Here is a 25761-nt window from a genome sequence, read left to right as displayed (position 1 = left end):
TCAATTGATTGGTATTTACTGATTTACCTCGCGGCTGAACTACGTCCAGCGATAACGGGACCACCCGTGTCGATGGCGTTTTCTCCATCGCGTGTGGCCGCGAAAATGACGCATCAAACGACGTTTTCTGCCTTGCGACGAATGACCGACAGCAATTCGAGCGCTCGATCCGCCGCAGCCTTGGCGCCCGGCCGGTTTCCGCGCACGTATGGCGGACGCAGATCTTCGATTTCGGAAAGCGCCTTGACCATCTCTTCGTCAGCAACACATAGACGCCGGTACTCGTTCACCGTCAGCAGATAAGTATGAAATACGTCGGCGCCAGGACCCGTCGCACCCGTTCCATGCAGAACTGCGTTCAGCCAATGCGTGCCTGCCAGCATCGCCCCCTCGATCTTCATTTCGCAGTCGTCGTCGGCGCACTTCTTCAGGGATCGCTCGATGCGCCGCGCAGCTTCGAGATGTTTTTCAATGTCCATGCGCGTCTCCTTGCAGGCGCTCATTCAAAAGCCGCTGGCACCGCGCAAGCGCTGCGTCGCATTCGGCGACGATGGCTGCCGTCGGTACCACGCCTTCACGCACGCATGGATCGCGGTATCGTTCTACAGTCTCCATCAGGTGCATCATCGATTCGATGTCTTCCGGTATCGCAGCCTCGATTACCGGGCGACCTACATGCAGGATGTCGCCGAGCGGTCGAAATTCGGTCGTCAGCGAGCCGTCGGCGCGAGGCACGAGATAAACCCCCGGTTGTGTCGGATGGATGTCGTCGCTCGCGGTAACCCCCGCGCAATGGAGCGCGGCATTGACCGCATGGGTGCCTGCGGTCATGCCGGCCCAAAACCAAAGTTCGAAGTCGACGAGCGGGTCAAAGCGATTGCGCAGCAACTCCAGTCTCGCGATCTTCTCCAGGTGGGACTTCACATTCATTTGCTCAAAACCTCCTTCCGCGTGGCCCAGCACATTGCGTCTCCAATGTCTGCAAGATACGGCGCGTCGCACAGGCGAGTCAACACTTCTATATAGGAGTTAAGGGAAACTCCTATATAGGACATTATGATCAGACGGCAAAAACTCTTGATTTAGATAAAATTAAGCATTACATTCATGCATAGGACTGGCGCCTGATACGGCGCGTGAGGAGTTCGATGCTCCAGCGGCAGGTCCCCGAGTACATTTCCCGCGGTTAGGGAGTTCGTTCACGGGGATTTCAACGCAGTGTTTGGAAAAAAATGACAAAACTATCCATGGTGTCGGAATCGATCATCCGGCACATCGAAACTGGCGACCTTCGCGAGGGCGACCGGCTGCCCTCAGAGGGCGAACTGGCGGCCACGCACGGCGTGAGCGTGGGCACCGTCCAGAAGGCGCTCATGCAACTCGTGCATTCGGGACTCATTACACGCGAACAGGGCCGCGGAACATTCGTGTCGGGCGCGCGCGTGGCACCCGCGGACGTTCGCTATCTCCGCTTTCGCGATGCCGACGGTAATGACTTGCCCTCCTATGTTCATCCGCGTTCAGTGAAACGCCTTAAGCGCAAGGGGCCCTGGTCCGACTTCCTCGGAGGCGAAGGCTACGTCCGCATCGATCGTGTCATCAGCGTGGCTGGCCGGTTCGATCTGTATACCGAGTTCTGGATGCGTGATGAGGATTTCTCGGAACTGGGCGGACTCGATCGCGCTGCGCTCGAACGAAACTTGCGAGAACTGGTCGCCCAGCGTCTGTCATTGCCGACGCAGCATGTCGACCAGTGGATCAGGTTTGATCCGCTGCCTGACGTTGCCGCGAAAGAGTTGAAAATTGCAAGTGGCCAGCCAGGGTTCATCATGGAATTGCGCGGATATACGCTGCGTAACCGTCCGCTTTATTTCCAGACAGTCTATTCAGGACCGTTCTCCGACCGGCTGGTCGTTATGCGGGAGAGCGGCCAATGAGCCCGCTTGGTTTTGGCGCGAGTTCGACCGAACCAGGGGAATTGCCCTCGGCCGCCTCGCAAATGAAGTTCGCGATGAGAACGCGCCGAAATATCGAATGATTGCATCATGGCCCGGCATTTTGTCGGAGCGCCCGGCGAAGGCCCTGCGGAAATGCTTGATGGCGGCATGAGCCGGTCGCAATTAAGGTTAGTCAAGCGCGATCCTGACCGGAGAAATATTCCAGATCCGCTCACAATACTCGCCGATCGCGCGATCGGACGAAAATTTCCCCGAGCGTGCTGTGTTGAGGATCGACATCCGCGTCCAACGTCCCGGATTCTGCCAGGCGACGCTTACAAGTTCCTGGCACGCCACATATCCAGCGTAGTCGGCCAACACCAAAAACGGATCGAAGTTGCGCAGGTTGTCCACGAGCGGACGGAACACCTCCCGGTCGCCGCGCGAGAAGTATCCTGACGAGATCAGGTCCAGCGCTTCGCGCAACTCCGCATTGCCCTCAACGTGAACTTGAGGGTGATAGCCCTCGCGTTTGATACTCGTCACCTCTTCAGCGGACAAACCGAAAAGGAAGAAGTTTTCCTCGCCCACCTCCTCACGGATCTCGATATTCGCACCGTCCAATGTTCCGATCGTGATTGCGCCATTCATCATGAACTTCATGTTGCCGGTTCCGGATGCCTCCTTGCCAGCCAGTGAAATCTGCTCTGACAGGTCGGCAGCCGGATAGATGAAATGGGCATTTTTGACGTTGAAATTTGGGAAAAACACGACCTTGAGCCGCCCCTCCATTGCCGGGTCGTTGTTGACTACTTCGGCCAGACCTGTCATCAGACGAATCATCAGCTTGGCCATCGTGTAGCTCGGTGCCGCCTTGCCGCCAAAGATGAAACAACGCGGCACCACGTCTTGCTCCCGGTGGCGGCGAATACGCTGATAGAGCGTAATGATGTAAAGCAGATTCAGGTGTTGCCGCTTGTATTCATGGATGCGCTTGACCTGGATGTCAAACAATGCATCGGGATCGACAACGATGCCCGTGCTGTTCCGTACGAGCTGCGCAAGATCCGCCTTATTGCATCGCCTGACGCGACGCCAGTCGTCCTGGAAAGCCGTGTCGTCGACGTGGGACTCGAGTGTGCGAAGACGCGCCAGGTCGGTTACCCATCCCTCGCCCACCGTCTGGTCGAGCAGGCGCGCGAGACGCGGATTGCCCAGCAGCATGAACCGGCGCGGTGTGACGCCGTTGGTTACGTTGTCGAACCTCTCAGGCCACAATTCGGCAAAGTCGCGCAGCACTGTCTGTCTCAGGAGCGTCGAATGCAGTGCGGCCACACCGTTGATCGCGTGACTGCCGATTGTCGCCAGATGGGCCATGCGGATCTTCTTCTCGCCGGTTTCGTCGATCAGCGACATTCTCGCAATACGCGCTTCGTCGCCGGGATAGCGTTGCCGGACCTCAGCGAGAAACCGACTATTGATCTCGAAAATGATCTCGAGCGGGCGCGGCAACAGGTTGCGAAAGAGCGGCAAACCCCATGTTTCCAGGGCCTCGGGCAGCAGCGTATGGTTGGTGTAGGCAAACGTGCGCTGTGTGATGTTCCACGCCTGCTCCCAGGGCAGGCGTCGCTCGTCCACGAGCAGACGCATCAGTTCGGCGACCGCGATCGACGGATGCGTATCGTTCAACTGCACGGTGAACATTTCCGCGAAGCGTTCGACCGGCTCGCGCCTGCGGTCGAGCAGGCGCAGCATGTCCTGCAGCGAGCACGAAACGAAAAAGTATTGCTGTGCAAGGCGCAGGCGCTTGCCGGCGTCGGGTTCGTCGTTGGGATAAAGCACCTTGGACAGCGTTTCGGAATTTACCTTTTCCTGCACGGCCTGGTAATAGTCGCCAGCATTGAAGTCGTGCAGGTCGAAGGACTCGACAGCCTCACTCTTCCAAAGCCGCAACGCGTTGCACGTGTTGACCCGGTATCCAAGCATTGGCATATCGCAGGCCACGCCCTTCACCTGGTGCGCCGGTATCCAGCGCACGCGAAAGCCGCCCTGCGCATCGAACTCATATTCTGTATGGCCGCCGAAAGAGACATAAAAGTTGACGTCGGGGCGCACGAACTCCCATGGATTGCCACGCTGAAGCCACTTGTCGGTCACTTCTGCCTGCCATCCATCACAGATTTCCTGTTTGAAGATGCCAAACTCGTATCGAATGCCATATCCGATTGCCGGAATTTCGAGCGTCGCGAGCGAATCCAGATAGCAGGCAGCCAGCCGCCCAAGCCCCCCATTGCCGAGCCCGGGCTCTTCCTCGATCGCCAGCAGCGTATCAAGCTCCTGGCCGAGCGCCTGCATGGCGGCGCGCGTGTTGGCTTCGATCCCGAGGTTGACGAGGTTATTGCCGAGTTGCGGTCCAATCAGGAATTCAGCGGAAAGATAACAGGCAACCCTTAGTTCCCGGGCGGTGTAGCCCTCGACGGTTGCCGCCCAGCGCCCCAACATGCGGTCGCGCACGGTATGTGCAAGGGCCATATACCAATCATGCGCGGTGGCCAAGGCAGGATGGCGGCCTTGCAGACAGATGACGTTCTCGACAACGCCATGCCGCAGCGCATCGACATCCAGCCCACTGCGCGCGTCGCCAGCTCTCTCTTTTATGCCGAATCCTTCAAGAGTGCTCATGTTGCTTCCTCCGCGAGTTGCGGTCGGTTCGCGATCTGCGAAGCTGCATCAGCCGCACGGGCATTTCAATGGCGTCCCATTTAACTCACGCAGTGGGTCAGGTAACCGGACGGCGTTTCTGACCTGAAAACGAGAGCCCGCGTGCAGCGGTCGCTAGCGACAGTCCCAGAAGTCCAGACCAGCGGCCTATTACCGCCAAATCTAGTGCGCGGATTTGAGTTTCGACCTTCGCTTCTGCCTGGCAGAGGAGGCCAAACGTGTATGGCGAACGCCCAAAGTCCAGTGCGCAGCGCCGGAGCGCGCTGTGGTTCGGTTCAACTTATCCGCTCATAGGTATCAACGGTATTTTACGTTCACGCGTATGGCACATGCACTCGCGATCGCGAGTCTTGGTTGAGTCGATCCAAAACAAGGCCGATCAGTCGATGGCGCGATCAGCCGCGACATTTGGTATGCGTACGCGCGTCACTGCGGTGCTTCAAGTCCACCCACTACGGCGAATCGTACGGTCGCCCCACTCAAGGGCTGCTAACGTTTAGGGTTATTCGACGCCTGCCTTCATTCACATTGCTGTGAGCGTGTCGCGGCGCCTGCGGACAGGCGTCGCTCCCTGCCGGATACGTCGGGGTCATGTCGACCCACCGCCGCCTTTCGCGCCAATGCAAGGGCTATGGCCGGTTGCAAGCCCGAAGGGACGTTCGCCAATACCGGAAACGGACATTGAACGCTAGACTATGCGTTCTCTATTTCGATTGGAGCAACTCATGTCACGCCCGTCGGCGGCTGTTGTCGCGCTCTCAACCGCGGTCCTTCTCGGAATAGCTGTTCTTTCGTCGCCCGCTATCGCCGACGTTACGGCACGCCAGAGGGAAGTGGAGCAACACGGCACGGAGGTGATGCCGTTCTCCCTTGCGGCCACCACACACATCTTTACGAAGACGGCCGACGGCGGAATCCAGCAGGTCGTCACGAAGCATCATGATCCGAAGCAGGCCGCCATGATCCGCGGACACTTGGCCATGATCGCCCGGCATTTTTCGGAGGGAGATTTCAATGCGCCGGAGCTAATCCACGGCAACGACATGCCGGGCCTAGCCGTGCTACGTACCGCGAAGCCGGGCGAACTGACGATCCACTATCACGACTTGCCCGATGGAGGCAAAATCGTATATCACGCGGACGAGCCTCGCCTCGTCATGGCGCTGCACGAATGGTTCGACGCCCAGTTGTTCGATCATGGCCACGACGCGATGGCAGGGCACGATCCAAGCATGACGCACCATCATCCGGCAGACGCCTCGACAGCGGAATAGATAGCGCACACGATCAGGATGCCAATGATTGGCCGGTCCGATTTCCCGCTCGGTCAGTGGCGGGTCAGCGCCGGACCTTTGACTTGTTACGAAGTCAGAAGTAAGCGCCGAAGGGCCGCTCGTGGCCGGCAGCACGCATTCATCCCCGTCGCCGGAAAGCAACCATTGAAAATTCCATAGTCAGCTCTGGAAACAAGTTGGCAGAACTGCGCTCGCGTTGCGTTGGAAAGTCCGGTGACGACGCCTACGCCGACAAGGTTATCTGGTCACGAATACCGTTCCAGACCATGAGGTCGACTGATCCATCACCTTGTCGAACTTGATGATCACCGACACGACACGCATGGAAAACCGTGTATAGACTTCGACGTTGATATCCAGCGCCGGCAACGGGATCGAAGGTGGAATTCGAACTCGCCGGCCTAGCGAAGCTCAGCCTCCTTCTTCTCGCGGAAGCGAACGGACACTCTGCCTTTCGAAGAAGCTGTTCACCGCGTTCTTGTCACCTTCGCCCAGCCGCCTTCAACGGACTCTGCTTCTGCATGCTCAGCGACGGCCGCTTCATCAACCGGCAGACGATGCCAGACGACACGTCACACCGGAATCGCTTCGCCCTAGCCGCCGATTGTTTTGAGCAACACATTTCTTCACAGATACCTGCGACGCATGCCATCGTTGTAGACGCTCAGGAGGATTCACGCCCCCGCGCATAGTTACGCCTTGCTTTCGCGCAATTGCCGCAATCCCCCATCGAACACCAGCGCCTGTTTTGCGCACGGCTCTCATCGACGAAAAGCCATCCGCAGCCGCGCGCGTCTTCGCACTGCTTGATCCGTTTCGCGCGTGGCCCCGTCAGGAGCCCCAACGCCGAGACGACGAATGGCCTTATCAACGCCGCGGCGCGCAACGCGTTCGCGTCCCATGACCAGACGTACCTACCGTTTCTGTGCAGCAGCGTTGCGCCCGGCGTCTCGACGCTGAGCAATCGAAACAGCAACGACAGGTCCGCGGGCGTCTTCTTTTCCCTCGCGGCTCCGTAGAGGGCGGCATACATCGCCTCGCGGGCTTCGATCGCAAGCCGGTATGCGTTGTCAGCCGCCCTGGGATCGCTCTTCCAATGGGCGCGGTACGCACGCAGCAGGCCATCGTCGACCAGCCGCTGCTCCCTCAGCACAACCAGCAATGAGCGGGCGGACTCGAGCCGCTCCTGAGGCTCCCCGGTTAGTCTCCATGCGACCGTATTCACGAACGGTATGCAAGGGTCCTCGGTGACGATGAATGCGCTGCTCGCCTGTGACGCGGTGTTGACCATGCTCATAGCCGACTCCTTGCAAAATACCGACCGTAGTCTAACCTGTTAACCGGTTATGTATTAGTGGAAAGCGCCAATGCGTGTACGCTTGCTCATCGCGTTTTCAATCATCTACGTCGTCTGGGGGTCGACGTATCTTTGCGTCGCCATCGCGTTGCGCTCGTTCCCGCCACTGATGCTGATGTGCATCCGCTGTCTGGCCGGCGGGACCATACTGCTCCTTTGGGGTGCCTTGCGCGAACGCGACCCACTGACGCCGCGAACGCTGCTGCTGGCAATTGTTTGCGGACTCCTGTTTTTCGTAGGTTGCCATGGGGTATTGGCGCTCGCGCAGCGGCATGTGCCGTCCGGACTTGCCGCGGTCATGCTCGCCACGATCCCGTTCTGGATCGCCCTGCTGCGCCTCCTGCTACCGGGTCGACGCGCGCCTTCGCGGTCCGTATGGCTCGCGCTCGGCGCGGGCTTTGCGGGGGTAGGCGTCATTGCCTGGGCTCCCTCTTCGTCGGGGGCTATCGACGCGTTTTGGCTCGCCGCGCTGTTAGGCTCGAGTCTTTCGTGGGCGCTCGCAACCGTCGCCGTGCAAAACTTCGGCGGCACGAAACAAGGCCTGAGACTTTCGGGGATTGAACTGCTCTCAGGCGGCGTCGTGCTTGCAGCGCTGAGCGCAGGAGCCGGCGAAGCGCAGCTTTTCCGACCGGATCGAATCTCAGGATCCTCGCTCGTCGCGTTGGCTTACCTGACGATAGCGGGTACTGTCGTTGCATTTTCGGTGTACGTGTGGCTGCTCGACCGTGTTCAACCGACGTTGGTCGCAACGTACACGTTTGTCAATCCTGTGGTGGCGGTCGTGCTAGGGTGGCTTTTTCTGGACGAGCAGCCGAGCATGGGGATGCTCATTGGCGCGCCGTTGACGATCGGCGCGGTATGTGTCGCATGGCGGCTGGAACAAAGAAACCCCACCCGGCGGACGCAGAAGCGCCGCGATCTTGTCGCATCGTCACTTTCGCAAGGCGGGCAGGACTGCGATCGCTAATCGTCGCGACCGCCGAGCAGATGGGCATTTCCACCTTCAGGCGGCTCGCGCCGGCTGCTCGACCTGTGCCTCAGTTACGAATCGCGAAGCGAAGTTCTTTTGAGGTGCCGGAAAACATCAGCGTCGCGCGCGGGTCATTGCTACGTAGAACAGTCGCCGCTCTTCTGGCTCGGTTGATTTGGGACCGGAACGATGGTCTCTTCGGAGCGTGTGATCCAGACTTGGTCCCACTCAAGCTCCTTCGAACTGTTCATCGTCGTGAGCATGAGCACGTCGGTGCCGGCTCGTTGTTGTCCTGGCGAAAGGACAGCAGCCGCTCGGCAAAGGTGTCGTTCAAGCGTGAGATGACGTCACACGTCGCCTGGATGGTGCGGATGCCGTTTTCCTTTTTGGTGTGCTTGAGCATCCCGGGTGCGAGACGTCTGTCATGAGGAGCACATCGCCAGCCGGGCGACGATCATGCAGCAGAAGACACAACGGCCGGTACAGTTTGAGATTACCGAGCAAACCCGCGACAGCGTGATGGCATAGATACGGCACGCGGGGCTGCATGGAACCGGCTTCCTGTTCCCGAGCCGAATTCACGAGTCTCCTCACTTGTCAACGCGACAATATGCGCGGCTGGGGCCTCGACGACACCGCTGACGGTGCGCATACGATGCACCGGACCAAGGCGTCGTTGATCTATCGTCGCACGAAGAATCTCCGCGCTGTCCAGTTGTTGCTCGGCAACACGAAACTTGAAAGTACAGTCCGCTACCTTGGCATCGAGGTAGATGACGCACTTGAAAGGCGGAACAAACAGGCGCACTTCCAGCGCCGCGGTATGCTGCATGCAACCACGCGTGAAGAAGGAGCATCAGCCCTGATGCCTCACTCGACTTCGTGGCGCGTCGGCCGACGCGTCGCGTGGAGCGCTTTTAGCTCGCACACCCGATGCCGACGGCCAGTAGTGCGAAGATGCCGCACAATTGAGCCCCAAGCAGTGCACCGACCGACGGCTGGAGTTTGTTCATCGAAAACACCACCCGACATCCGTCAACCATGGTCGCCAGCTGTGCTACGTCCCGTGCGGCGTCGTCCCATAAGATTTGATCCGGACAATGGCCCGGTGCATCCTTCAGCTCACATTCCAGAATCGACTCCGACGGCGCGCGTCTTATCAGTCTGCAGTTAGCTGAGCGACGTGTTCAAGTGCAAACCGGTGCTAACCGATTGCATCTCGCCGCGACGGGCACCCTTTCGTCAGCTGTTTTTGACGCGAAGCCCGAGCATGGTGGTATGGCGAACTTCGCGACATTGAATGGCTAAAAGTTCCGCTCTGCATTGCGGAGTCGCCTTGTTCAGGGTAGCGGCAGCGGCAACGCTCGACGGAAACCTTATGAAAAACTGAAGCAAATCACGTTTGATACCTGGTGAATACGATACGGACGACTACTTAATGGAAAGCGTATGCTGTAGCGGCGGATTCCACTGTTGCGGACGCATTGACGAAGCTCGACATATTTCAACGATCAGAGGAGGTGGGCGATGCGAAGGTACATTTTGGCAATTGCAATGGCGGTTGCGTCGGTGGCGGTCGTTATTGCGGGCTGTGGCGGCGGGGACAACCTTACAAGCGGGCCGCATTATGTATCGGACATTGCCGTGCCGAACATCAAGACCGGCGTCAACTTTTCGTTTGATATCGGCGTCGTTTCCGGTAGCCATTACTTTTTTACCGACAGAAATAACGCTTCGCTGGATCAGATCGACATTCCGTCGAAGTCGTTCGTCAAGGCAATCCAGGGGAGCGGTCCGCTCGCGTTTACGGGACTTGGACCCGGTCCAAATTCGCAGGCCGGTCCGGACGGCGCGACGCCTGTCGGCAGCCTCATCTATGCGGGGGACGTGAATTCCGTGAAGATCGTCGACCCTGCAGCAGGGGCAGTGATAAGCAAGATAGTGGTCAGCACAACCGGCGTGCGCGCAGATGAAGGTTGTCTCGATTCGACCCATGGCATCTTCATGATCTCGAGTCCGGAAGAGAACCCGCCCTTCGCGACATTCATCAACACGGCAACTCAGACCGTCGTGGCAAAGGTCACATTCACTGACAACGCGGGTAAACCCACTGCCGGACTCGAAGCCTGCCGGTACGACGCCACGAGCGACAACTTCTACGTGAACGTAGACGGCAGCACGACGGAGTTAAAGTCAAATCTGGTGTATGCGGTCTCGGCGTAATCAGGCGGCTAGCGATTGCTGAGCCGGTGTGCTGTCGGTCACCGGTTCTCCATCCTTGAACGTCATCCCGTCAAGCATCGAAGTGAGCTTTTCCGGGGCGCGGATGCGCCGCCACGATTCTTCGGCCGACTCGATCAGCTTGAACGCCAGCCCGAGGAACGTCGCGCGCGATACACAGTTGCGCGTGCGTTTCGTGCGATGGCGCACCGTCGCAAAGGTCGATTCAATCGGGTTCGTGGTGCGCAGATGCTGCCAGTGTTCAGCCGGGAAATCGTAAAACGCGAGCAGCTCGTCACGATCTTCCGTCAGCTTTTCGGCGACCTTCGGGTACTTTGCCGAGTACGCGTCGACGAAGTGATTGAATGCGGCCAGTGCATCAGCGCGCGTGGCCGCCATCCAGATGTCCTGCATCGCCTTCTTGCCTCGAGCCTGCTGCGATTTCGGCAGCGCATTGAGCACGTTACCCATCTTGTGAAACCAGCAGCGCTGATGCTTCGTCTGCGGGAACACTTCCTCCATCGCGGCCCAGAATCCCATCGCGCCATCGCCGCAGGCCAGCAGTGGCCCCGACGGCAGGCCGCGCTTCTTCAGATCGAGCAGCAGTTCGCTCCACGATGCCTTCGATTCCCGGTAGCCGTCACCGATGGCCACACGTTCCTTCGTCCCGTCCGGTTTGACGCCAACGATCACCAGCAGGCACTGGCCGTCGGAATCGTCGCTGCGCACACCGGTGTGAATGCCGTCGGCCCACCAGTAGACCCAGCGCGCCGACGACAGCTCACGCCGATTCCACTGCTCATGCTCATCGGCCCATTGGGCCTTCAGCCGGCTCACGACGTTCGGCGACATGCCGCTGACCTGGCCGCCCAGCATGATGCCCATGGCTTCGCTCATGTCGCCCGTCGAGATGCCTCGCAGGTACAGCCACGGCAGCGCTGCCGACACGCGCGCGGACTTGCGCACGTACGGCGGCACGATCGTCGAATTGAACCGGATGCCCGAGCCCGAACGATCCCGCACCTTCGGCACCTGAACCGTCACCGGACCGATCGCTGTGACGACCTCGCGCTCGGGCAGGTAGCCGTTGCGCACCACGGCACGCCGGCCGTCGATCGACTTCACGTTGCTGTACTGTTCGAGCATGGTCGCCAGTTCCACCTCGACTGCCTGCTGAATGATCTGCCGCGCGCCTTGCTGGATCAGCTCATCTAGCACGCTTTTCGTTTGCGCTTTACTGCTGTTCGCTTCTTGCGTAATCTTCTTCATGGTGGTCGGGTCCGGCCTTCTCGGGTTCGCTGGTTGTGCCTTTGACAAGCAACATTCTCGCTAGACCGCCACCGCCTTCTCAAATTCCCGCCGCTCCCGCTGTACACCAGATTCGACAATAGCTCAGCACGACGAATCCTCATGGTGAACTCGTAAAACTGCCGGGAGCATCTGTTCGGGCAATACCAAACGGCGGCACGCAGAACTATACAACCCTTGCGGGCGTCGCGATGTATGGGGAAGGTAACTGCGATCCTACTGGGTTGGCGCTCGGGCCTGGGAACGATATTGCGGTCGGTTGCCGAGAAGGGACGACTGGCGCGCCGTTGCTCATGCAGATTATCGATCGTTCAAACGGCGCCCTCCTGGCGTCCCTCAACGCGGGTGGAGGTGATCAGCTTGAATACGATGTGTCCACCAATCGCTACTACAACGCGGCAAGCCGTTGGACTTCTTCCGGCAATGCCTCGACGAATGGCGCCTGCTCGGCAGCATCGCCGTGTACGCCAGTACTGACCATTGTCGACGCCGGTTCCCGCAGCGTTGTCACTCGCCTGAACACTGGTAACAATGCGCATTCGGTTGCAATCGACCCGGCGACAGGGCTGATTTTCGTTCCCTACTCTTCGGCGACATCGCCAGCAGGATGCCCGAGTTGCGCCGCAAATGGATTCGTCAATGGCGGGGTCTCGGTGTTCGCCGCAAGGTAGCGTCGATCCACACCCGCTTCCGCTTTGCGGGACCTGTCGACCCGTGTGCTCTAGCGTGACCATTGATTGGAAGACGTCGCCGCTTCTCGGATGTACAGAGCGACGTTAAATCACTCCTGCTAGCGTGCGATCTATCACGCGGGGCTGTGCTCAACGATGCAGCCCCATCAGGACTGCATCCTGGTCATCGGGGGCTGCCCTGCGCGCGCAAGGTGGACTGCGTCCTCCGGGAACGGCTTACGATGGGGCCTGCCGTCGTTAATGACGGAGGCGAGAAGCAGCGAGAAACACTCGCCGCTTTTTTATTGCAGGTTGCCCCAGCGTGCGACTGCCGGCTCGGCCGTCGCCCACTTCCAGCCCTTGTCCTGCTGGCACGCGCTGGCCGTGAACCACCTCTCGGGCGCGTTCGGGCCGTCTCCGTCCTGCACCGAGAACACGAAGTCTTTGCACAGCGCGAGCGCCGAGTTGACCGCGCGCGTCACGCGCACCTGGCCGTGACCGTTCTCGATCGGCAACGTGTGCTTGACCGACCATGGTTTCGTTTCACCGACCGGCATCGTGCCGACCAGCGCCGCCATCAGATCCTGCTGGTCCTTGTGCATGCTGCGCATGTAGCGCGCGACCGCTTCGTCGGTGGCGGCCTGCACCGCCACGCCGACGCCGAGCGCGACGGCCGGATTGCTGGTCACGATGCCCGAAGCGACACCCGCCGCCGCGCCGCTCGCGGCGCCGATCGACGCGCAGCCGCTCGCCAGCAGGCTCGCGCCGACGCATAGCGCGCCGGCCGCGATGAGCCGAAGCCGATCACCCCACGGAACGCCTGGCGAACGCAATTTCATTGCAGCGCACCCCAGCGCTCTGTGGCGGGTTCGGCCGACGCCCAACGCCAGTCCTTACCGTCACGGCAAACCGATGCGATATAGAACGCGCTGCTCGCGGGCTTGTCGCGCGTTGCGGTCTGATCGACGGAAAAAACGATTTCCTTGCAGTCGAGCGCGCCGGTGCTGATCAGGCGGCTGACGGTCACGCGACCGTGCTCGTCGTCTTCGATCGGGAAAGAGTGGATGATGCTCCAGGGAGCGACCGCCCCGACTTCGAGCGGACCGGCCGCCTGCGCGATGCTGTTCTGCGTATTCGTGTGGACCACGCGCTCCGAATACTGCACGCCGGCGCGCGCGGCGGCGACCGCGCCAAGACCGATACCGGTCGCGACCGCCGCATTGCTGGTGACCTTGCCCGCGACCGCGGCACCCGCGATACCGGCGCCCGCGACCGCGCCTTCCGAGTACAACGAGCTGCAGCCGCTCAATGCCGACGACACGGCCAGCGCCAGCGCGATCAGCGCTGCTACGTGGGGGCGTTTGCCTGTGACAACGGACTTCGCGTTGTCAGCCCACACCAAGTTCTTCTGCATTTCTACCGTCCCTGCCCTACCAGTGCCGTCGATCAAGGCCACACGCGTAACAGTCTGCGGCGATGAGGCTCATATGCGATCGCGTCCACGACAGAAGATCGACCCGTGCACTCGAGGCTTTCCACGCGCGAGCGCAGTGTGCCACCGCCGACGGAGACACTTGAGCAAACAATGTTCCCATTCTCGGAGAGTGATCTGTGCTCGTCGGCCTCCGGTCGCTGAGACGGAACTATCGAATCCCGACAACCGAACCGACAATGCAAACGGAGTCCGCCTTTTCGGCGGCTTCTGTGCGCACCGCACTAATCTTGCGCTGGCATGGAACGGTGTCGCTACAATTACCTCTCGCCATCCTCTGCTCCTGTCACTTCGGGATTCAACACCGTCTTCATCACGTGCGCTGCTCGATCGCGACTACTGGAAACGGCGCGCACAAATGCCAACCGCGCGCTCCGATGCCGGGCTGCTGCCTGATTGCCGGCTACGTCGCCTCACCGCCCGTTGCAAACAAGATGGTTGCGACAGGAGCGCTATGATGTCGACGGCGAACTTGGGACCTGGAACGGCGACTGTAAGACGGTGCTCTCACCTGGCTGCGTTCGGCAAGCGTCGGGCGTGCCATACCAGATAGAGATGGGCAGTTATCGAGTGATGGGCGAAGCGGAGAGCGATGCCGTACTCGTTGCGCCAGTGCTTGCCTACGATCACGGTCGCGGCGAATGGCCGACGAGGACGGTCGCCACTTTGACGTTCAGTCGAGCATCACCGCCATGCATCGGGATATTTAGGAGAGTAGACATTTCTTCTGCTTTCTTGGAGCGTCGCATCAGTCATTGCGCTGTGTCGCGTAGCTGGCGATCCGCCAACGCATCAATTCCCACGGGCTGTTAGCTTTTCGCTTGGCCCGATCACGCGGTCGACATGGACCGCGCAACAACGTACGGCGACCGGTGTCGGGGCAAGTCTGTCAGTTTGCATTGCGGCAGCGAATCGCTAGCTGCGTAGTCGAAAGGCGGGCTGTGTCGCGTGGACGTCAGCCTCGCGCGATGTTGACGCCGCGTGCAACCCGCTGTTATCGCTACCGGCCATCTTGCCTTGGGCTGTTCCGTGGTTTATTGACGTCGCTGTTCGCGCCGTCACGGGTACCCATATTCAGACCATTGGCCTTGCCGCGCCTGGAAGGCACCGTCGCAGGGCCACTGGCCGCTCCACTGCCCATGACATTCGGTGAATCGGATTCCCTCCCACTGGGGGTCTTCATCCAACCGGCGCCGCCATGGGATGTTGCCGCCGCTTCTGCTCTGCCGCCTTGTGCATATGTAGTTGCCGACAGTGCCATCACTAGAGCCGAAGCGAAAAACGTGTTAGCTGGATGTTTCATGGCTCACTCAAAAGAAGATATCTCATGTCAGCGTCTGCGGTTCCCGTGAATGAGGCGCCGCAAGCCGCGTGCCTTCTGTCGCTGACTAGTCGCCGTTGCCAATGCAAGTTGGCCATGAAATCAACAGCAGACCGTAGGCAGCGCGTAATGTCTCGAGAATGCCACTATGACGTCTGTCCGTCGCAATGGCCGGCGCTGGGCAGCGTCCTGCCTTGCAGCGGGCCGCTCGTGGACTCCCGTTTCTCGCGGCTCTTTGGCATGGATTGGCGTGTGCTTCGTAAGAACTGCTTCGTCATTTCCGCGGGTCCATTCCCCTGTACAACACATGACAAACCTCAATAGAGGTCTCAGGCTTGGTCGTTGCCGCGAACGTTTGCCGCGTTCACATTCTGAAGTGATAGGCATTCTGAGCCTGCTGGCACGACCTGAACTGCACAAATCTCACCGTTCGTCCCAGCCCCTCGACGACCGTTTCTTCGGTTGCGAAACAGATACTAACTTCCTTTGGGCACGCGCCTTGCGCACCAACAGAGCACTATTTTTTGATGGAGGTGAATGATGGGCTCAATCAACCCGCAAGGCACTCAAAGCGGAGCCAACATCGTCGGCGGAGGCGTCGGCGAAGGCCCGGGGCCGGAGGTCATGGCTGCAGCGACGCTCGACGGCACCAAGGTGATGTCTTCTGACGGCGAACACGTCGGGAAGATTTCAGACATCATGCTCGATGTCCGCAACGGTCGCATCGCCTACGCGGTGCTCTCCGAGGGCGGCTTCCTTGGCATGGGTTCGAACCTTCACGCCATCCCGTGGAGCGCGCTCACTCTCGATACGGACCAGAAGTGCTTTTTTGTTGATATTGCGGCGCAGCGCCTCAAGGACGATCCCGGCTTCGACAAGGACCACTGGCCGGCGATGGCAGATGCGAAGTGGGGAGAGACAACCTACAGCTACTACAACAGGAAGCCGTACTGGTCCGCAACCCAGGAGGTCGTAGAAAGCGACCCAACGTTCCGGCCGAGCGAGCATTAAATTAAAAGACTATGGCGTTAGCCGTCCGCGGTAAATGCCTTATCTGCCACTCAGCGCCTATGCCGCCGTGACCTGCTTTGGTGGCCTAGGCGCATTGCTTGAAGTACCAGACGCGCGGAAAAACGTCCCCTGCAACCAGGATGGTTTCGCTGCCTCCCTTCGCTGCTTCGCCGAGCTTGGCGAACGGTTCGACCGCGGCAGATATTTTCTAATGGCGGTGCCGCGACCGGGGTGGCTGTGCGCGACTGGATCGATACGCGGGCTAAATCCCGCGCGCTCTCGTGGCTGATCGCACGGGCATTTTTGGCCCAGTCGTCTATCAACCGACCTTTGGCATCCTGATGGACTCTTGAAGAGACGTGGGCGCCAGGATCTCTTCGACGGGCTATCTCAGCAAGCGGCCCCCTCCAGCTTCTCCATCAGTGTTAGAGCGTTAGGAACCGCCTGGCCGCGCGCGGTATTGTCGAAAATACACCAGACCTCGGACGCAGAGGATCGAGCCTCCAAGAGCCGCGCAGCCACCGCTTCGATGAACGCCTCGTCGTATGCCGAATAATAGATCTCTGGCGAGCCATGCAGACGGACGTACAGCGTCCCCGGATCACCCACCGGTTCGACGCCGGCGATCGGCGAAGGATGCGCGCGCACGCAGGCGATCCCAGCGCTTTTCAGTGTTTGCGCGCCCTCCTCGGTAAACCATGTGGCATGGCGCGGTTCGCAGACGATATGCGCTGCCGTGAGGCTACGCATCAGGGTAAAAAAATCTCGTGTCGCGACTTCATCGAACGCCAGGCTGGGTGGCAGTTGCAGCAACAGGCACCCCAATTTTCTGCCCAACGGTGTGACCTCCTGCACGAAATCGCTGACGGGCGCATCCGCGTCGCGCAACCTGAGCTCGTGCGTAATCCTCCGCGGAACCTTGACAGAGAACCGGAATGCATCGGGTACGCTTGCAGCCCATCGGGCATAGGTTTCCGGCCGGTGCGAACGATAGAACGACGAATTGATTTCAACCGAAGAAAAGATTTGCGCATATCGTTCGAGATGGCTACCCCGCGCGGGAAAGCGGGCCGCCACGTTGGCTGACAGTCCCCATCCGGCACATCCGATTCGTATCGGCGATGCAGTGGAAGGACTCTCGCAATGCTTCACATGGATCGGGGGGTTTCGATTCAGCAAGGTCGGCGCCAATGTTGGGTTCGTCGGTCCGCAGCGTTACCGACAGATTCTACTGATCGCGGCGAACCTGCCGTTCTCGCTGCCCCTGCCGTGGGGGCCATGCCCGGGCATCCTCGCGGTGAGTTTTTGATCGGTCTGCACGTTTAGCGGTTCAGAGGCGGGTTTGCTCAGCAATCGGCGTGGTGACAATAACAGCCCGGGTCCATTTCGCTGCCCGCGTCATCGGCTCATCGCCGCTGAGGGTGCGCAAGAAAGAATCGCAGCATTTCCGCACTTGCGTCAGGACCGACGGGGTCGGTGTAGCTGCCCCTCGCATTGCCGCCTGCCCACGCGTGCGGCCCTCCGTGAATAGTCCACAGTTCGGCATCGATACCGTCCGCTGAAACCAGCTGGGATACGGTGCAGGCACGTCGACCTGTATCGTTCCGACGCTGTTCGCGGCCGCCATGCGGTCGTGCGACGAAACCATGAACAAGCTGCATGGCATTTTGTACGTGAACAGTGGCGTCCGCATATCCGTGGAAGACGATGACTGGCCGTTTCGGCGATGAAGTGACAGCGTCCATGGCATGCCGCGCCTGTCTGGAACGCCTGCCGCCCTTCATCGCCGCGAGCGCGGATGGAAGATCGTGAGCGCATCGAGCCGGAAGACCGGAATGCACCCCCGCCGCCGCATACAGTTCGGGATACGTGTCAATCATGATCGCCGCCGTTGCGCCACCCGCGGACAGACCTGCGACGTACACGCGTTCAGGATCGACGTTGTGGGCTGCGATAATTTCCCGTGTTATGCCTGCGATCAATGACGGTTCACCGCGTTCGCAATGCTGATCATCGGGTTTGAACCAGTTCCAGCACTTCGACGGATTCGTCTGCTGCGGTTGCTCCGGATAGGCGACAAGAAATCGGTGCCGCTCGGCCAGCGCATTCATCTGCGTGCCTGCTGCGAAATCGTCGGCGTTCTGTGTGCAGCCGTGCAGCATCACGCCAGCATCGCCGGCGACGTCACCCCGGAACTCGCACTCGCGACCATCGAAAGCGTCGTGGAGTTGGGGGCCTTTCACGCCTCGACTGCGGTCAAGACGGCGCTCGCCGACAGAATCCGCTAGCAGCGCAACGTCTGGCACTCAATCGCTAACGGACCAACAGAATGAAACCTGAAGTGGAGGACCGGCCGGTTGGTCAGGCAATCCACGGCATTCGGCGATGCCAGCATTCTTGGAAAACGCCGAACTTCGTGCCACAGAAGCTGAAAATCACTTGGACCTCGTGACGCCGCATTTTCAGCGGCTCGACGCTGGACTCACATGCAACGCGATCCGAATCTTAGAGAGCTCGACTGCCCCGTAAATCCTCACGATGCTTTGGCAGTATTCAAGTTTTGGCCCAGAGGCGAAAACGACAGCAGCCGCACTGTGTCCTCGATCAGGCTATTGCGGTCGGACTCTCCGTTTTTCATCAGCCGTACGAGTCGATGATCGAGAAGCAGCATCGACAGGCCATGCACGAAAGACCAGACGAAGACCGCGATCGAGCGCTGGCTCGCCCCATCGAGTTGAATAGCGGCGATTTCACGTTCCAGAACATACAGCGCGCAGTCGTTGGGGGCTGACGGCGTTTTGCCGTGCTGGTCGGCCGGCAGCGGCGGCCCGAACATGACACGAAAGCGCTCCGGCCGGTCCAATGCGAAATCGACATAGACACGCGCGACACAGCGTAAGCGCTCTGCAGGGCCGCCCTCGATCCTGGCCAGCGCCGTTTCCAAGCGCTCTGCCAATTCTTCCACGCCTTTCTTGGCAATCGCGGCCAACAGGCCGTTCATATTCGAAAAATGATGCGCGGGCGCGGCTTTAGAAACGCCGGCTCGCCGCGCACATTCGGCCAGCGTAAAGCCGGCCACACCTTGCTCCTCAAGCAGCGCTTCGCCCGTTTTGATCAGGGCAGAGCGCAGATCGCCGTGGTGATATGACGATTTGGTCGGAGCGGATGAATTTTGATCGGAAAGCATCTTGACGGGGTTAAGATGGGTGCATAAGATTCCATCTTACCGTCGTTCAGATGGAATCGCTAGGTCTTTGGTGTTTTATGCGGGCTGCGAACCTTGGAAGTCTGAACGGCTTTCGCCAACGTCGTCGCGACCGAGTGAGATTTGCAAATGCTGAATTCAACGATAAGTAGTACAAGTCATTTAACGTACTTACCACCGACCGATAACTCGAAAACACAGACACAGGAGCGGAAAGTCCTGACTGCGTTTGGCAAGATCAACGTTCGTACCGGTGGCAGTCAGGACGGCCGCACGATGGTTTTCTGGCCGAGCCTTATGCTAGACGCCTCCATGTGGAGTTATCAGTTCGATCACTTCGCGGCCGACTATCGCATTGTGCTTATCGATCCGCCGGGGATCGGCGGATCGGATGCGTTGCGCCGTCCGATTACCGTTGAGGATTCCGTTGCGTGTCTGAAAGAGATACTCGACGCACTCAAAGTGAAATGCTGCATCCTCGTCGGCAATTCTTGGGGATCTTTGGTCGCAGGCGTTGCAGCTGCAGATCTGCGGGAGCGCGTAGAGGCAGCAGTCATCACCAATGGCACCGCTTCTGCATCGACGCCGGAACTCATCGAGCAGATGAGCAGCATAGCCGACGCGCTAGAAGACTGCGAGACCGCCCCTGACTGGCTGCTGCCCGCCGTACGGCAAGGGTTCGGCGGGCAAACGGCCGAGGCTCGTCACCCTGAATTTCTGGCCTACCTCGGCCGAATAATGCAGGAAGATCCCGTGTCGATCGCGTTCGCCATCAAAGGCATATTGCTCGCCCGCGAAGATTTGCACGCCACGATGCGGCGGATTCGTGACGTGCCGGTCCTCGTCATCGCGGGCAGTGAGGATCGAATTTTCGATGTCGCTCAGACGCAAAGGCTGGTCGATGCGATCGCCGGCAGCGAATTCGTGCTGCTGCCGGAGACTGGCCATCTTGCTGCGCGGGAGAACCCCGTGGCCGTCAATGCAGCGATCGACGCTTTTCTGGCCGCTCGGATAGCGCGATTACGAGACCCATCTGCAGAGCCTTGGAACGTCCGGCCGGCAGTCTGAAAGATATTTTCCGTATGTGCGTCAGCAGTTCTTCACTTACGTGGCGCAGTTCTGATCTGCGCTTGCTTCAAGTGTTACCTTTGCTTGTCGACGAGACTTCTCGTTAAGAATCTGATGACGCCGATGGTCCGTCATCTTCTTCCGCCCCGGATTTCGTCACTAAGGTGAACAGCTGACGAACTAGACGTGTTGCTTGCCCCTTTGAATGTCCGCCTCCAGCTTGCGGCCGTTCGAGCGGGGAACTTGTCAACGACAGAAGTGGGTCGGCAGTACACACTGCCGACTGGCCGGTGGTGACACAGCGCTTCATCAGCTTTTAAGGGACTTCCCGAAGGTCGCGCCTTTTCGATTGCGTCGGCGTGCCTTGGCGAGTAATGTAAGCGCTAACACGTTCCCTATTGCAACGTTCACCGGTCCTCATTGCATGTCATCCCTAAAAACAGCCGAAAATGTAAGCGCTAACACGCGTTCTACCGAAGCATCCTCTTCGGTCCGGATCATCGTCGCAGGTAGCGCGAACATGGATCTGGTGGTGCACGCGGAGCGTCTGCCCGCGCGGGGGGAAACCTTGCTCGGCGGCGCGTTCGCTACATTCGCCGGCGGCAAGGGCGCCAATCAGGCCGTCGCGGCGGCGCGTCTCGGCGCTTCCGTGGCGATGCTCGGCTGCATCGGAGACGACGACTTCGGCGCGCATCTCCGCGCGCGTATGGACGGCGAGCACATCGATACGGCGCAGCTGCACACGGTGGACGACATGTCGACCGGCATCGCCGCCATCACGGTGGCCGCGGACGGTGCGAATACGATCGTCGTCTCGCCGGGCGCCAACGCCGCGCTTACGCCCGCCCACGTCGATGCGGCGCAAGACGCCATCGGGGCCGCCGGCATGCTGATTTGCCAACTCGAGGTGCCGCTCGACACGGTGCGGCACGCAATTTCGGTCGCAGCAAGGCTCGGCACGCCCGTGCTATTGAACCCGGCTCCGGCGCAGCCGCTTCCGGACACGCTGTATCGCCAGGTGGCTTTTATCGTGCTCAACGAGACCGAGGCCCACTTGCTGACGGACGTGCCCGTCGATGGCCCGGCGTCCGCGCGCGAAGCCGCAGCACACCTGCGCGCGAAAGGCGTGGAGACGGTGATCGTCACCCTCGGCGCCGAGGGCGTCTGGTACGCGACAAGCGGAGAAGAAGGTCACCTGCCCGCGCCGCGCGTCGATGCGATCGACACCACCGCGGCCGGCGACACCTTCGTCGGCGGCTTCGCAGCCGAGCGCGTGCGCGGCGCCAGCATCCGCGATGCGATCGACTTCGGACAGCGGGCCGCAGCGCTCAGCGTCACGCGTCAAGGCGCGCAGGCATCCATTCCGACGCAGGCCGAAGTGCGGGCACAACCCGCCTTCCCGGCAACGGTTCGATAGACCCGGCTACGCGAGATCGCAGCCGATCCACAACACAACATGGAGACGACAGCATGAACCCAACCCCCGTGTCCGAGCAGGCACCGCCGCGCGTGCGCCGCGCCCAGATCGTGGCGCTGACGCTGCTGATGGTGAGTGGCATCGTGAACTATCTCGATCGCGGCACGCTCGCGGTCGCGAATCCGCTGATCCGCAAGGATCTTGGTCTGTCGCTCGGCGAAATGGGGTTGCTGCTGTCGGCGTTCTCCTGGAGCTACGCGCTCTTTCAACTGCCGGTCGGCGGCCTCGTCGATCGCATCGGACCGCGCAGGCTGCTCGGCGTCGGCCTGATCATCTGGTCGCTCGCGCAAGCCGCGGGCGGCATCGTGTCCACCTTCGGCTGGTTCGTCGTCGCGCGCATCGTGCTCGGCATCGGCGAGTCGCCGCAGTTTCCGTCGGCGGCGCGCGTCGTGAGCAACTGGTTTCCGCTGCGCGCGCGAGGCAAGCCGACCGGCATCTTCAATTCCGCGTCGCCGCTCGGCACGGCGCTCGCACCGCTGTGCCTGTCGGTGCTCGTCGTCGAATTTCACTGGCGCTGGGCCTTCATCGTTACCGGCGCGCTCGGTCTCGTGGTCGCGGTGATCTGGCTCGCCATCTATCGTGACCCGAACCCCGCTGCGCTCACTGCGGAGGAACTGCGCTACCTCAAAGGCGACGCCGTGGAGACGAAGCCTGCCGAGCAGCTCAGCTTCGCCGACTGGCGCGCGCTGTTCTCGAACGTCACGACTTGGGGGATGCTGATCGGCTTCTTCGGCTCGGTCTATCTGAACTGGGTTTATCTGACCTGGCTGCCCGGCTACCTGACGACAGAGCGCCACATGACCCTGATGCACACGGGGATCGCGGCCTCGATACCCTTCTTCTGCGGCTTTCTCGGCGCGCTTTGCGCAGGCTGGTTCTCGGACTTCATCACCAAGAAGAGCGCCTCGCCGGTGGCTAGCCGACGCAACGCGGTCGTCATCGCGATGCTCGGCATGGTGGCGTTCACCGTGCCGGCTGCACTCGTCGAAAGCAACACGATCGCCATCGTCTGCATCTCGGTCGTAATCTTTCTCGCCAATGCGGCATCAGCCTGCTCATGGGCACTGGCAACCGCGGCAGCACCCGCCAACCGCGTCGGCTCGCTCGGCGCCATCCAGAACTTCGGCGGCTTTCTCGGCGGCGCACTCGCGCCCATTCTCACGGGCTATATCGCGCAGGCGTGGTCCTTCGTGCCGGCATTGCTGACGGCTGCGGGAATCGCCTTCGTCGGCGCAATGAGCTATCTCTTCCTCGTGCGCAAGCCGATCGAGGTCGAGGTCGAACCGGGTACGCCGGCGCGCGCTCACGCCTGAGAAGCGTCATATTCAATTCTCAAGAGGACAACACCGACATGACCCTCCCCACTTCCCTGCCGCGCTCGACGCCCTCGATCGAAGGCATCGTTCCCGTCATGCTGACGCCTTTCGACGACGCCGGGACCATCGACTATGCCGGGCTCGAACGATTGATCGAGTGGTATCTCGCGCATGGCTCGGACGCGCTCTTCGCGGTCGCCCAGTCGAGCGAAATGCAATTCCTGAGCCTCGCCGAACGCGCCGCGCTCGGCCGCTTCGTGGTCGAGCGCGTGGCCGGCCGCGTGCCGGTCGTGGTCTCAGGCCATATCAGCGACGATCCGGACGCGCAAGCCGAGGAGCTGAACGCGGCCGCCGCGACGGGCGCGGACGGCATCGTGCTGGTGACGAACCGGCTCGATCCGCGCCGCGAAGGCACCGAAGCGTTCTCGGCGAACCTTCACCGCCTGATGAGCCGCCTGCCCTCGGACATCCCGCTGGGGCTGTACGAGTGCCCCGCCCCTTATCGGCGCCTGCTGTCCGACGACGAACTCAAGATGTGCATCGATACCGGCCGCTTCGTGATGCTGAAGGACGTCAGCTGCGATCTCGACACCGTGAAGCGCCGCGTCGCGCTGGCGAAGGGCTCGCCGATGAAGATCCTGAACGCGAATGCCGCGATCGCTTGGGACGCGATGAAAGCCGGCTCGGCAGGTTTCAACGGTGTGTTCACGAACTTTCATCCGGACCTGTACAACTGGTTGCGCAACCGCGCCGACGAGAACCCGGCGCTCGCACAGGAGCTTTCGATCTTTCTCGTACTCGCGGCGGTATCGGAGGCGCTCGGCTATCCGGCGCTCGCGAAGATGTATCACCAGCGGATCGGCACGTTTCAGTCGATTCGTTGCCGCGCGATCGACTACGACGTGCGCGAGCGCTTCTGGGCGCTCGACGCGGTGCTCGACAGGATCGTCGAAGGCACCGAGCATTTCCGTTCGCGCATCGCCGCGGGGATTTGACCCATCAGTCACCCCGCCGCGGGTAAGATGACGGGCGTTCTTTTCGAATCACACCGTTGATGGCTCGCTCCTCTGACTCCGCCTCCACTCTCGAAGAACCGTCGCCGACCGGACGTTCGGCCGGCGGGCGCGCCCGCCGCGGCGCGGGCCGCCCTGTCCTGTCGGATGTCGCAAAACGCGCGGGCGTGTCAACGGCGACGGTATCGCGCGTCTACAACGAGCCCAGCAAGGTGTCCGACAGCGTGCGCGAGCGCGTCGAACAGGCCGCACTGGAGCTGAACTGGTTTCCGAATGCGGCCGGGCGCGCGCTCGCGTCCACCCGCAGTCACATCGCGGGCATCGTGATTCCGACGCTCGACGATCAGGTGTTCGCCTCGCAGGTGAGCGGCATGCAGGCGGAGTTCGCCGCGCGCGGCATCACGCTTTTTCTCGGCTGTTCGAACTACAACCCCAATGAAGCGCTCTCGCAGGTTCACGCGATGCTCGCGCGTGGCGTGGAGGCGATCGCGGTCGTGGGCGAAGCGCATCCGCCGGAACTCTTCGAAGCGCTGCGCGTGTGGCGCGTGCCTTACGTCGTGCTCTATGCGTGGCGCGAGGGAAGCACCCACGATTGCATCGGCTTCGACAACCGTGCGGCCTATGAGCAGATCACCGAACATCTCGTCGGGCTCGGACACCGGTCATTCGCGGTCTGCATCCAGCCGACGCGGGATAACGACCGCGTGCAGGCGCGACTCGCGGGAATTCGCGTCGCGCTCGAACGTCATGGTCTCGCGGTTCGGCCTGAGCATCTGATCGAAGGCGAATCCACACTCGATTTTGGAAGGCGGGCGTTGCGTGCGCTCTGGCAACAACCGGGGCCGCGTCCAACCGCGGTGATCTGCGGCAACGATCATATTGCGCTGGGCGTCTTGCGCGAGGCGGAAGAACTCGGCATCGCGATTCCTGAGCAGCTTTCGGTCACCGGCTTCGACGATCTCGCGATCGCGCGCGAAGCGCGGCCGCCTCTGACGACGATGCACGTGGACACGCGCGAGATCGGCACGGTCGCCGCGAAGCATCTGCTCGATGCGCTGGATGGACGACCGACGCGGCAAGGGTACGCCGTGCCGGCGGAATTGAAAGTGCGCGGGTCAACCGGGCCGTGCGTGGGATGACCGTTGTTGATGTTGCTGCCTGGGGCACGAAGGTCTGCCCTTCGAAGGTTGCGCACGCGCGCCGCATCTAGCCAACATCTATTGCCGCCGCCGATGCGCTCGGGCGGCAACATCCCACTGAGGCCCGCAGCGATCGGCAGCGTGCTGTTCGCACTCTTGCTCATGCGCTTTCGCAATACACGCGATCAAATGGCCTGACGCCGGCGCGGGCGATCCACGCGGCCTGGGGTGTCGCCACTG

General features: G+C 60.8%; 21 protein-coding genes and 4 pseudogenes. 14 read left to right on the top strand and 11 right to left on the bottom strand.

All coding sequences use genetic code 11. From position 1 onward, the window contains the following. Positions 1–113: 113 nt before the first annotated feature. Positions 114–479, bottom strand: coding sequence for a hypothetical protein (locus tag QFZ94_RS39865; protein WP_368581491.1), 366 nt, complete (start codon positions 477–479; stop codon positions 114–116). Next, entirely contained in the window at positions 469–930 is a 462-nt protein-coding gene (locus QFZ94_RS39860; protein ID WP_410848503.1) for a hypothetical protein, read from the bottom strand. The genes QFZ94_RS39865 and QFZ94_RS39860 overlap by 11 nt, the downstream gene beginning before the upstream one ends. A 302-nt stretch (positions 931–1232) precedes the next feature. On the opposite strand from QFZ94_RS39860, the gene QFZ94_RS39855 reads away from it, so the two are divergent. After that, positions 1233–1937, top strand: coding sequence for a GntR family transcriptional regulator (locus tag QFZ94_RS39855; protein ID WP_368581489.1), 705 nt, complete (start codon positions 1233–1235; stop codon positions 1935–1937). A gap of 189 nt (positions 1938–2126) precedes the next feature. Here QFZ94_RS39855 and QFZ94_RS39850 read toward each other — a convergent pair whose 3' ends face one another. Continuing rightward, positions 2127–4619 carry a glycogen/starch/alpha-glucan phosphorylase gene (locus QFZ94_RS39850; RefSeq protein ID WP_429463441.1) on the bottom strand — a complete coding sequence of 831 codons (2493 nt, stop codon included), beginning with the start codon at positions 4617–4619 and terminating at the stop codon, positions 2127–2129. 764 nt (positions 4620–5383) lie between these two features. Here QFZ94_RS39850 and QFZ94_RS39845 point away from each other — a divergent pair. Beyond that, positions 5384–5932: an aspartate carbamoyltransferase gene (locus QFZ94_RS39845; RefSeq protein WP_410848400.1), complete on the top strand. Its 549-nt coding sequence runs from the start codon at positions 5384–5386 to the stop codon at positions 5930–5932. A gap of 685 nt (positions 5933–6617) precedes the next feature. On the opposite strand, the gene QFZ94_RS39840 is transcribed toward QFZ94_RS39845, so the two are convergent. Then, positions 6618–7250: a CGNR zinc finger domain-containing protein gene (locus QFZ94_RS39840; RefSeq protein WP_429463438.1), complete on the bottom strand. Its 633-nt coding sequence runs from the start codon at positions 7248–7250 to the stop codon at positions 6618–6620. 70 nt (positions 7251–7320) lie between these two features. Between QFZ94_RS39840 and QFZ94_RS39835 the strand changes: the two genes are divergently transcribed. Then, positions 7321–8277 (top strand): EamA family transporter, encoded by a 957-nt coding sequence (locus tag QFZ94_RS39835; protein ID WP_429463436.1) that lies wholly within the window; start codon positions 7321–7323, stop codon positions 8275–8277. A 36-nt stretch (positions 8278–8313) separates the two neighbouring features. On the opposite strand, the pseudogene QFZ94_RS39830 reads toward QFZ94_RS39835, so the two are convergent. Continuing rightward, positions 8314–8653 (bottom strand): annotated as a pseudogene (locus QFZ94_RS39830) (3'-5' exonuclease); the annotation flags it as partial. Positions 8654–8685: 32 nt separating this feature from the next. Here QFZ94_RS39830 and QFZ94_RS39825 point away from each other — a divergent pair. Both QFZ94_RS39825 and QFZ94_RS39820 read left to right on the top strand, forming a co-directional pair. Then, positions 8686–9067 (top strand): annotated as a pseudogene (locus QFZ94_RS39825) (integrase); the annotation flags it as partial. 740 nt (positions 9068–9807) lie between these two features. After that, positions 9808–10503 (top strand): hypothetical protein, encoded by a 696-nt coding sequence (locus tag QFZ94_RS39820; RefSeq protein ID WP_429463434.1) that lies wholly within the window; start codon positions 9808–9810, stop codon positions 10501–10503. Here the strand turns inward: QFZ94_RS39820 and QFZ94_RS39815 are convergent, their stop codons facing one another. After that, the gene (locus QFZ94_RS39815; protein WP_429455097.1) at positions 10504–11769 is read right to left on the bottom strand and encodes an IS256 family transposase; all 1266 of its coding nucleotides are present in this window, start codon (positions 11767–11769) and stop codon (positions 10504–10506) included. It abuts the gene before it with no gap. A 332-nt stretch (positions 11770–12101) separates the two neighbouring features. Here QFZ94_RS39815 and QFZ94_RS39810 point away from each other — a divergent pair, with 332 nt between their 5' ends. Further along, positions 12102–12479 carry a hypothetical protein gene (locus tag QFZ94_RS39810; protein WP_429463432.1) on the top strand — a complete coding sequence of 126 codons (378 nt, stop codon included), beginning with the start codon at positions 12102–12104 and terminating at the stop codon, positions 12477–12479. Between the two features lie 302 nt (positions 12480–12781). Here QFZ94_RS39810 and QFZ94_RS39805 read toward each other — a convergent pair whose 3' ends face one another. Further along, a complete protein-coding gene (locus tag QFZ94_RS39805; RefSeq protein WP_429463430.1) occupies positions 12782–13318 on the bottom strand; it encodes a hypothetical protein in 537 nt (178 codons plus the stop codon). Continuing rightward, complete coding sequence (locus tag QFZ94_RS39800) at positions 13315–13893, bottom strand: hypothetical protein (protein WP_429463428.1); 579 nt, start codon at positions 13891–13893, stop codon at positions 13315–13317. The genes QFZ94_RS39805 and QFZ94_RS39800 overlap by 4 nt, the downstream gene beginning before the upstream one ends. A 1706-nt stretch (positions 13894–15599) precedes the next feature. Between QFZ94_RS39800 and QFZ94_RS39795 the strand changes: the two genes are divergently transcribed. Both QFZ94_RS39795 and QFZ94_RS39790 read left to right on the top strand, forming a co-directional pair. Beyond that, entirely contained in the window at positions 15600–15833 is a 234-nt protein-coding gene (locus QFZ94_RS39795; protein WP_429463426.1) for a hypothetical protein, read from the top strand. Then, the gene (locus tag QFZ94_RS39790) at positions 15833–16303 is read left to right on the top strand and encodes a PRC-barrel domain-containing protein (RefSeq protein WP_368581687.1); all 471 of its coding nucleotides are present in this window, start codon (positions 15833–15835) and stop codon (positions 16301–16303) included. Before QFZ94_RS39795 ends, QFZ94_RS39790 begins: the two co-directional genes overlap by 1 nt. Positions 16304–16693: 390 nt before the next feature. On the opposite strand, the gene QFZ94_RS39785 is transcribed toward QFZ94_RS39790, so the two are convergent. Both QFZ94_RS39785 and QFZ94_RS39780 read right to left on the bottom strand, forming a co-directional pair. Continuing rightward, complete coding sequence (locus tag QFZ94_RS39785; RefSeq protein ID WP_410842393.1) at positions 16694–17461, bottom strand: DUF72 domain-containing protein; 768 nt, start codon at positions 17459–17461, stop codon at positions 16694–16696. Positions 17462–17709: 248 nt separating this feature from the next. Then, positions 17710–18468 (bottom strand): annotated as a pseudogene (locus tag QFZ94_RS39780) (extracellular catalytic domain type 1 short-chain-length polyhydroxyalkanoate depolymerase); the annotation flags it as partial. Between QFZ94_RS39780 and QFZ94_RS39775 the strand changes: the two are divergent. Then, positions 18469–18591 (top strand): annotated as a pseudogene (locus tag QFZ94_RS39775) (CopG family transcriptional regulator); the annotation flags it as partial. It lies immediately after the preceding pseudogene. Between the two features lie 245 nt (positions 18592–18836). On the opposite strand, the gene QFZ94_RS39770 reads toward QFZ94_RS39775, so the two are convergent. Further along, entirely contained in the window at positions 18837–19490 is a 654-nt protein-coding gene (locus tag QFZ94_RS39770; RefSeq protein WP_410848394.1) for a TetR/AcrR family transcriptional regulator, read from the bottom strand. Between the two features lie 147 nt (positions 19491–19637). On the opposite strand from QFZ94_RS39770, the gene QFZ94_RS39765 reads away from it, so the two are divergent. From QFZ94_RS39765 to QFZ94_RS39745, 5 genes are all read left to right on the top strand, one after another. Next, entirely contained in the window at positions 19638–20576 is a 939-nt protein-coding gene (locus tag QFZ94_RS39765; protein WP_429463423.1) for an alpha/beta fold hydrolase, read from the top strand. Positions 20577–21072: 496 nt separating this feature from the next. Further along, positions 21073–21993, top strand: coding sequence for a ribokinase (gene rbsK / locus QFZ94_RS39760; RefSeq protein WP_429463689.1), 921 nt, complete (start codon positions 21073–21075; stop codon positions 21991–21993). A 53-nt stretch (positions 21994–22046) separates the two neighbouring features. Further along, positions 22047–23366, top strand: a complete 1320-nt coding sequence (locus QFZ94_RS39755; protein WP_429463421.1) for an MFS transporter — start codon at positions 22047–22049, stop codon at positions 23364–23366. A 38-nt stretch (positions 23367–23404) separates the two neighbouring features. Continuing rightward, complete coding sequence (locus QFZ94_RS39750) at positions 23405–24364, top strand: dihydrodipicolinate synthase family protein (protein WP_368581478.1); 960 nt, start codon at positions 23405–23407, stop codon at positions 24362–24364. Positions 24365–24423: 59 nt separating this feature from the next. Next, on the top strand, positions 24424–25521 hold the full coding sequence (locus QFZ94_RS39745) for a LacI family DNA-binding transcriptional regulator (protein ID WP_429463419.1): 1098 nt from the start codon (positions 24424–24426) through the stop codon (positions 25519–25521). Positions 25522–25761: the final 240 nt, after the last annotated feature.

The organism is Paraburkholderia sp. JPY465 (genome assembly GCF_050436725.1).
In the GTDB taxonomy this organism is placed as follows: Bacteria; Pseudomonadota; Gammaproteobacteria; order Burkholderiales; family Burkholderiaceae; genus Paraburkholderia; species Paraburkholderia youngii.
This window is presented reverse-complemented; position numbering and strand designations above follow the sequence as displayed.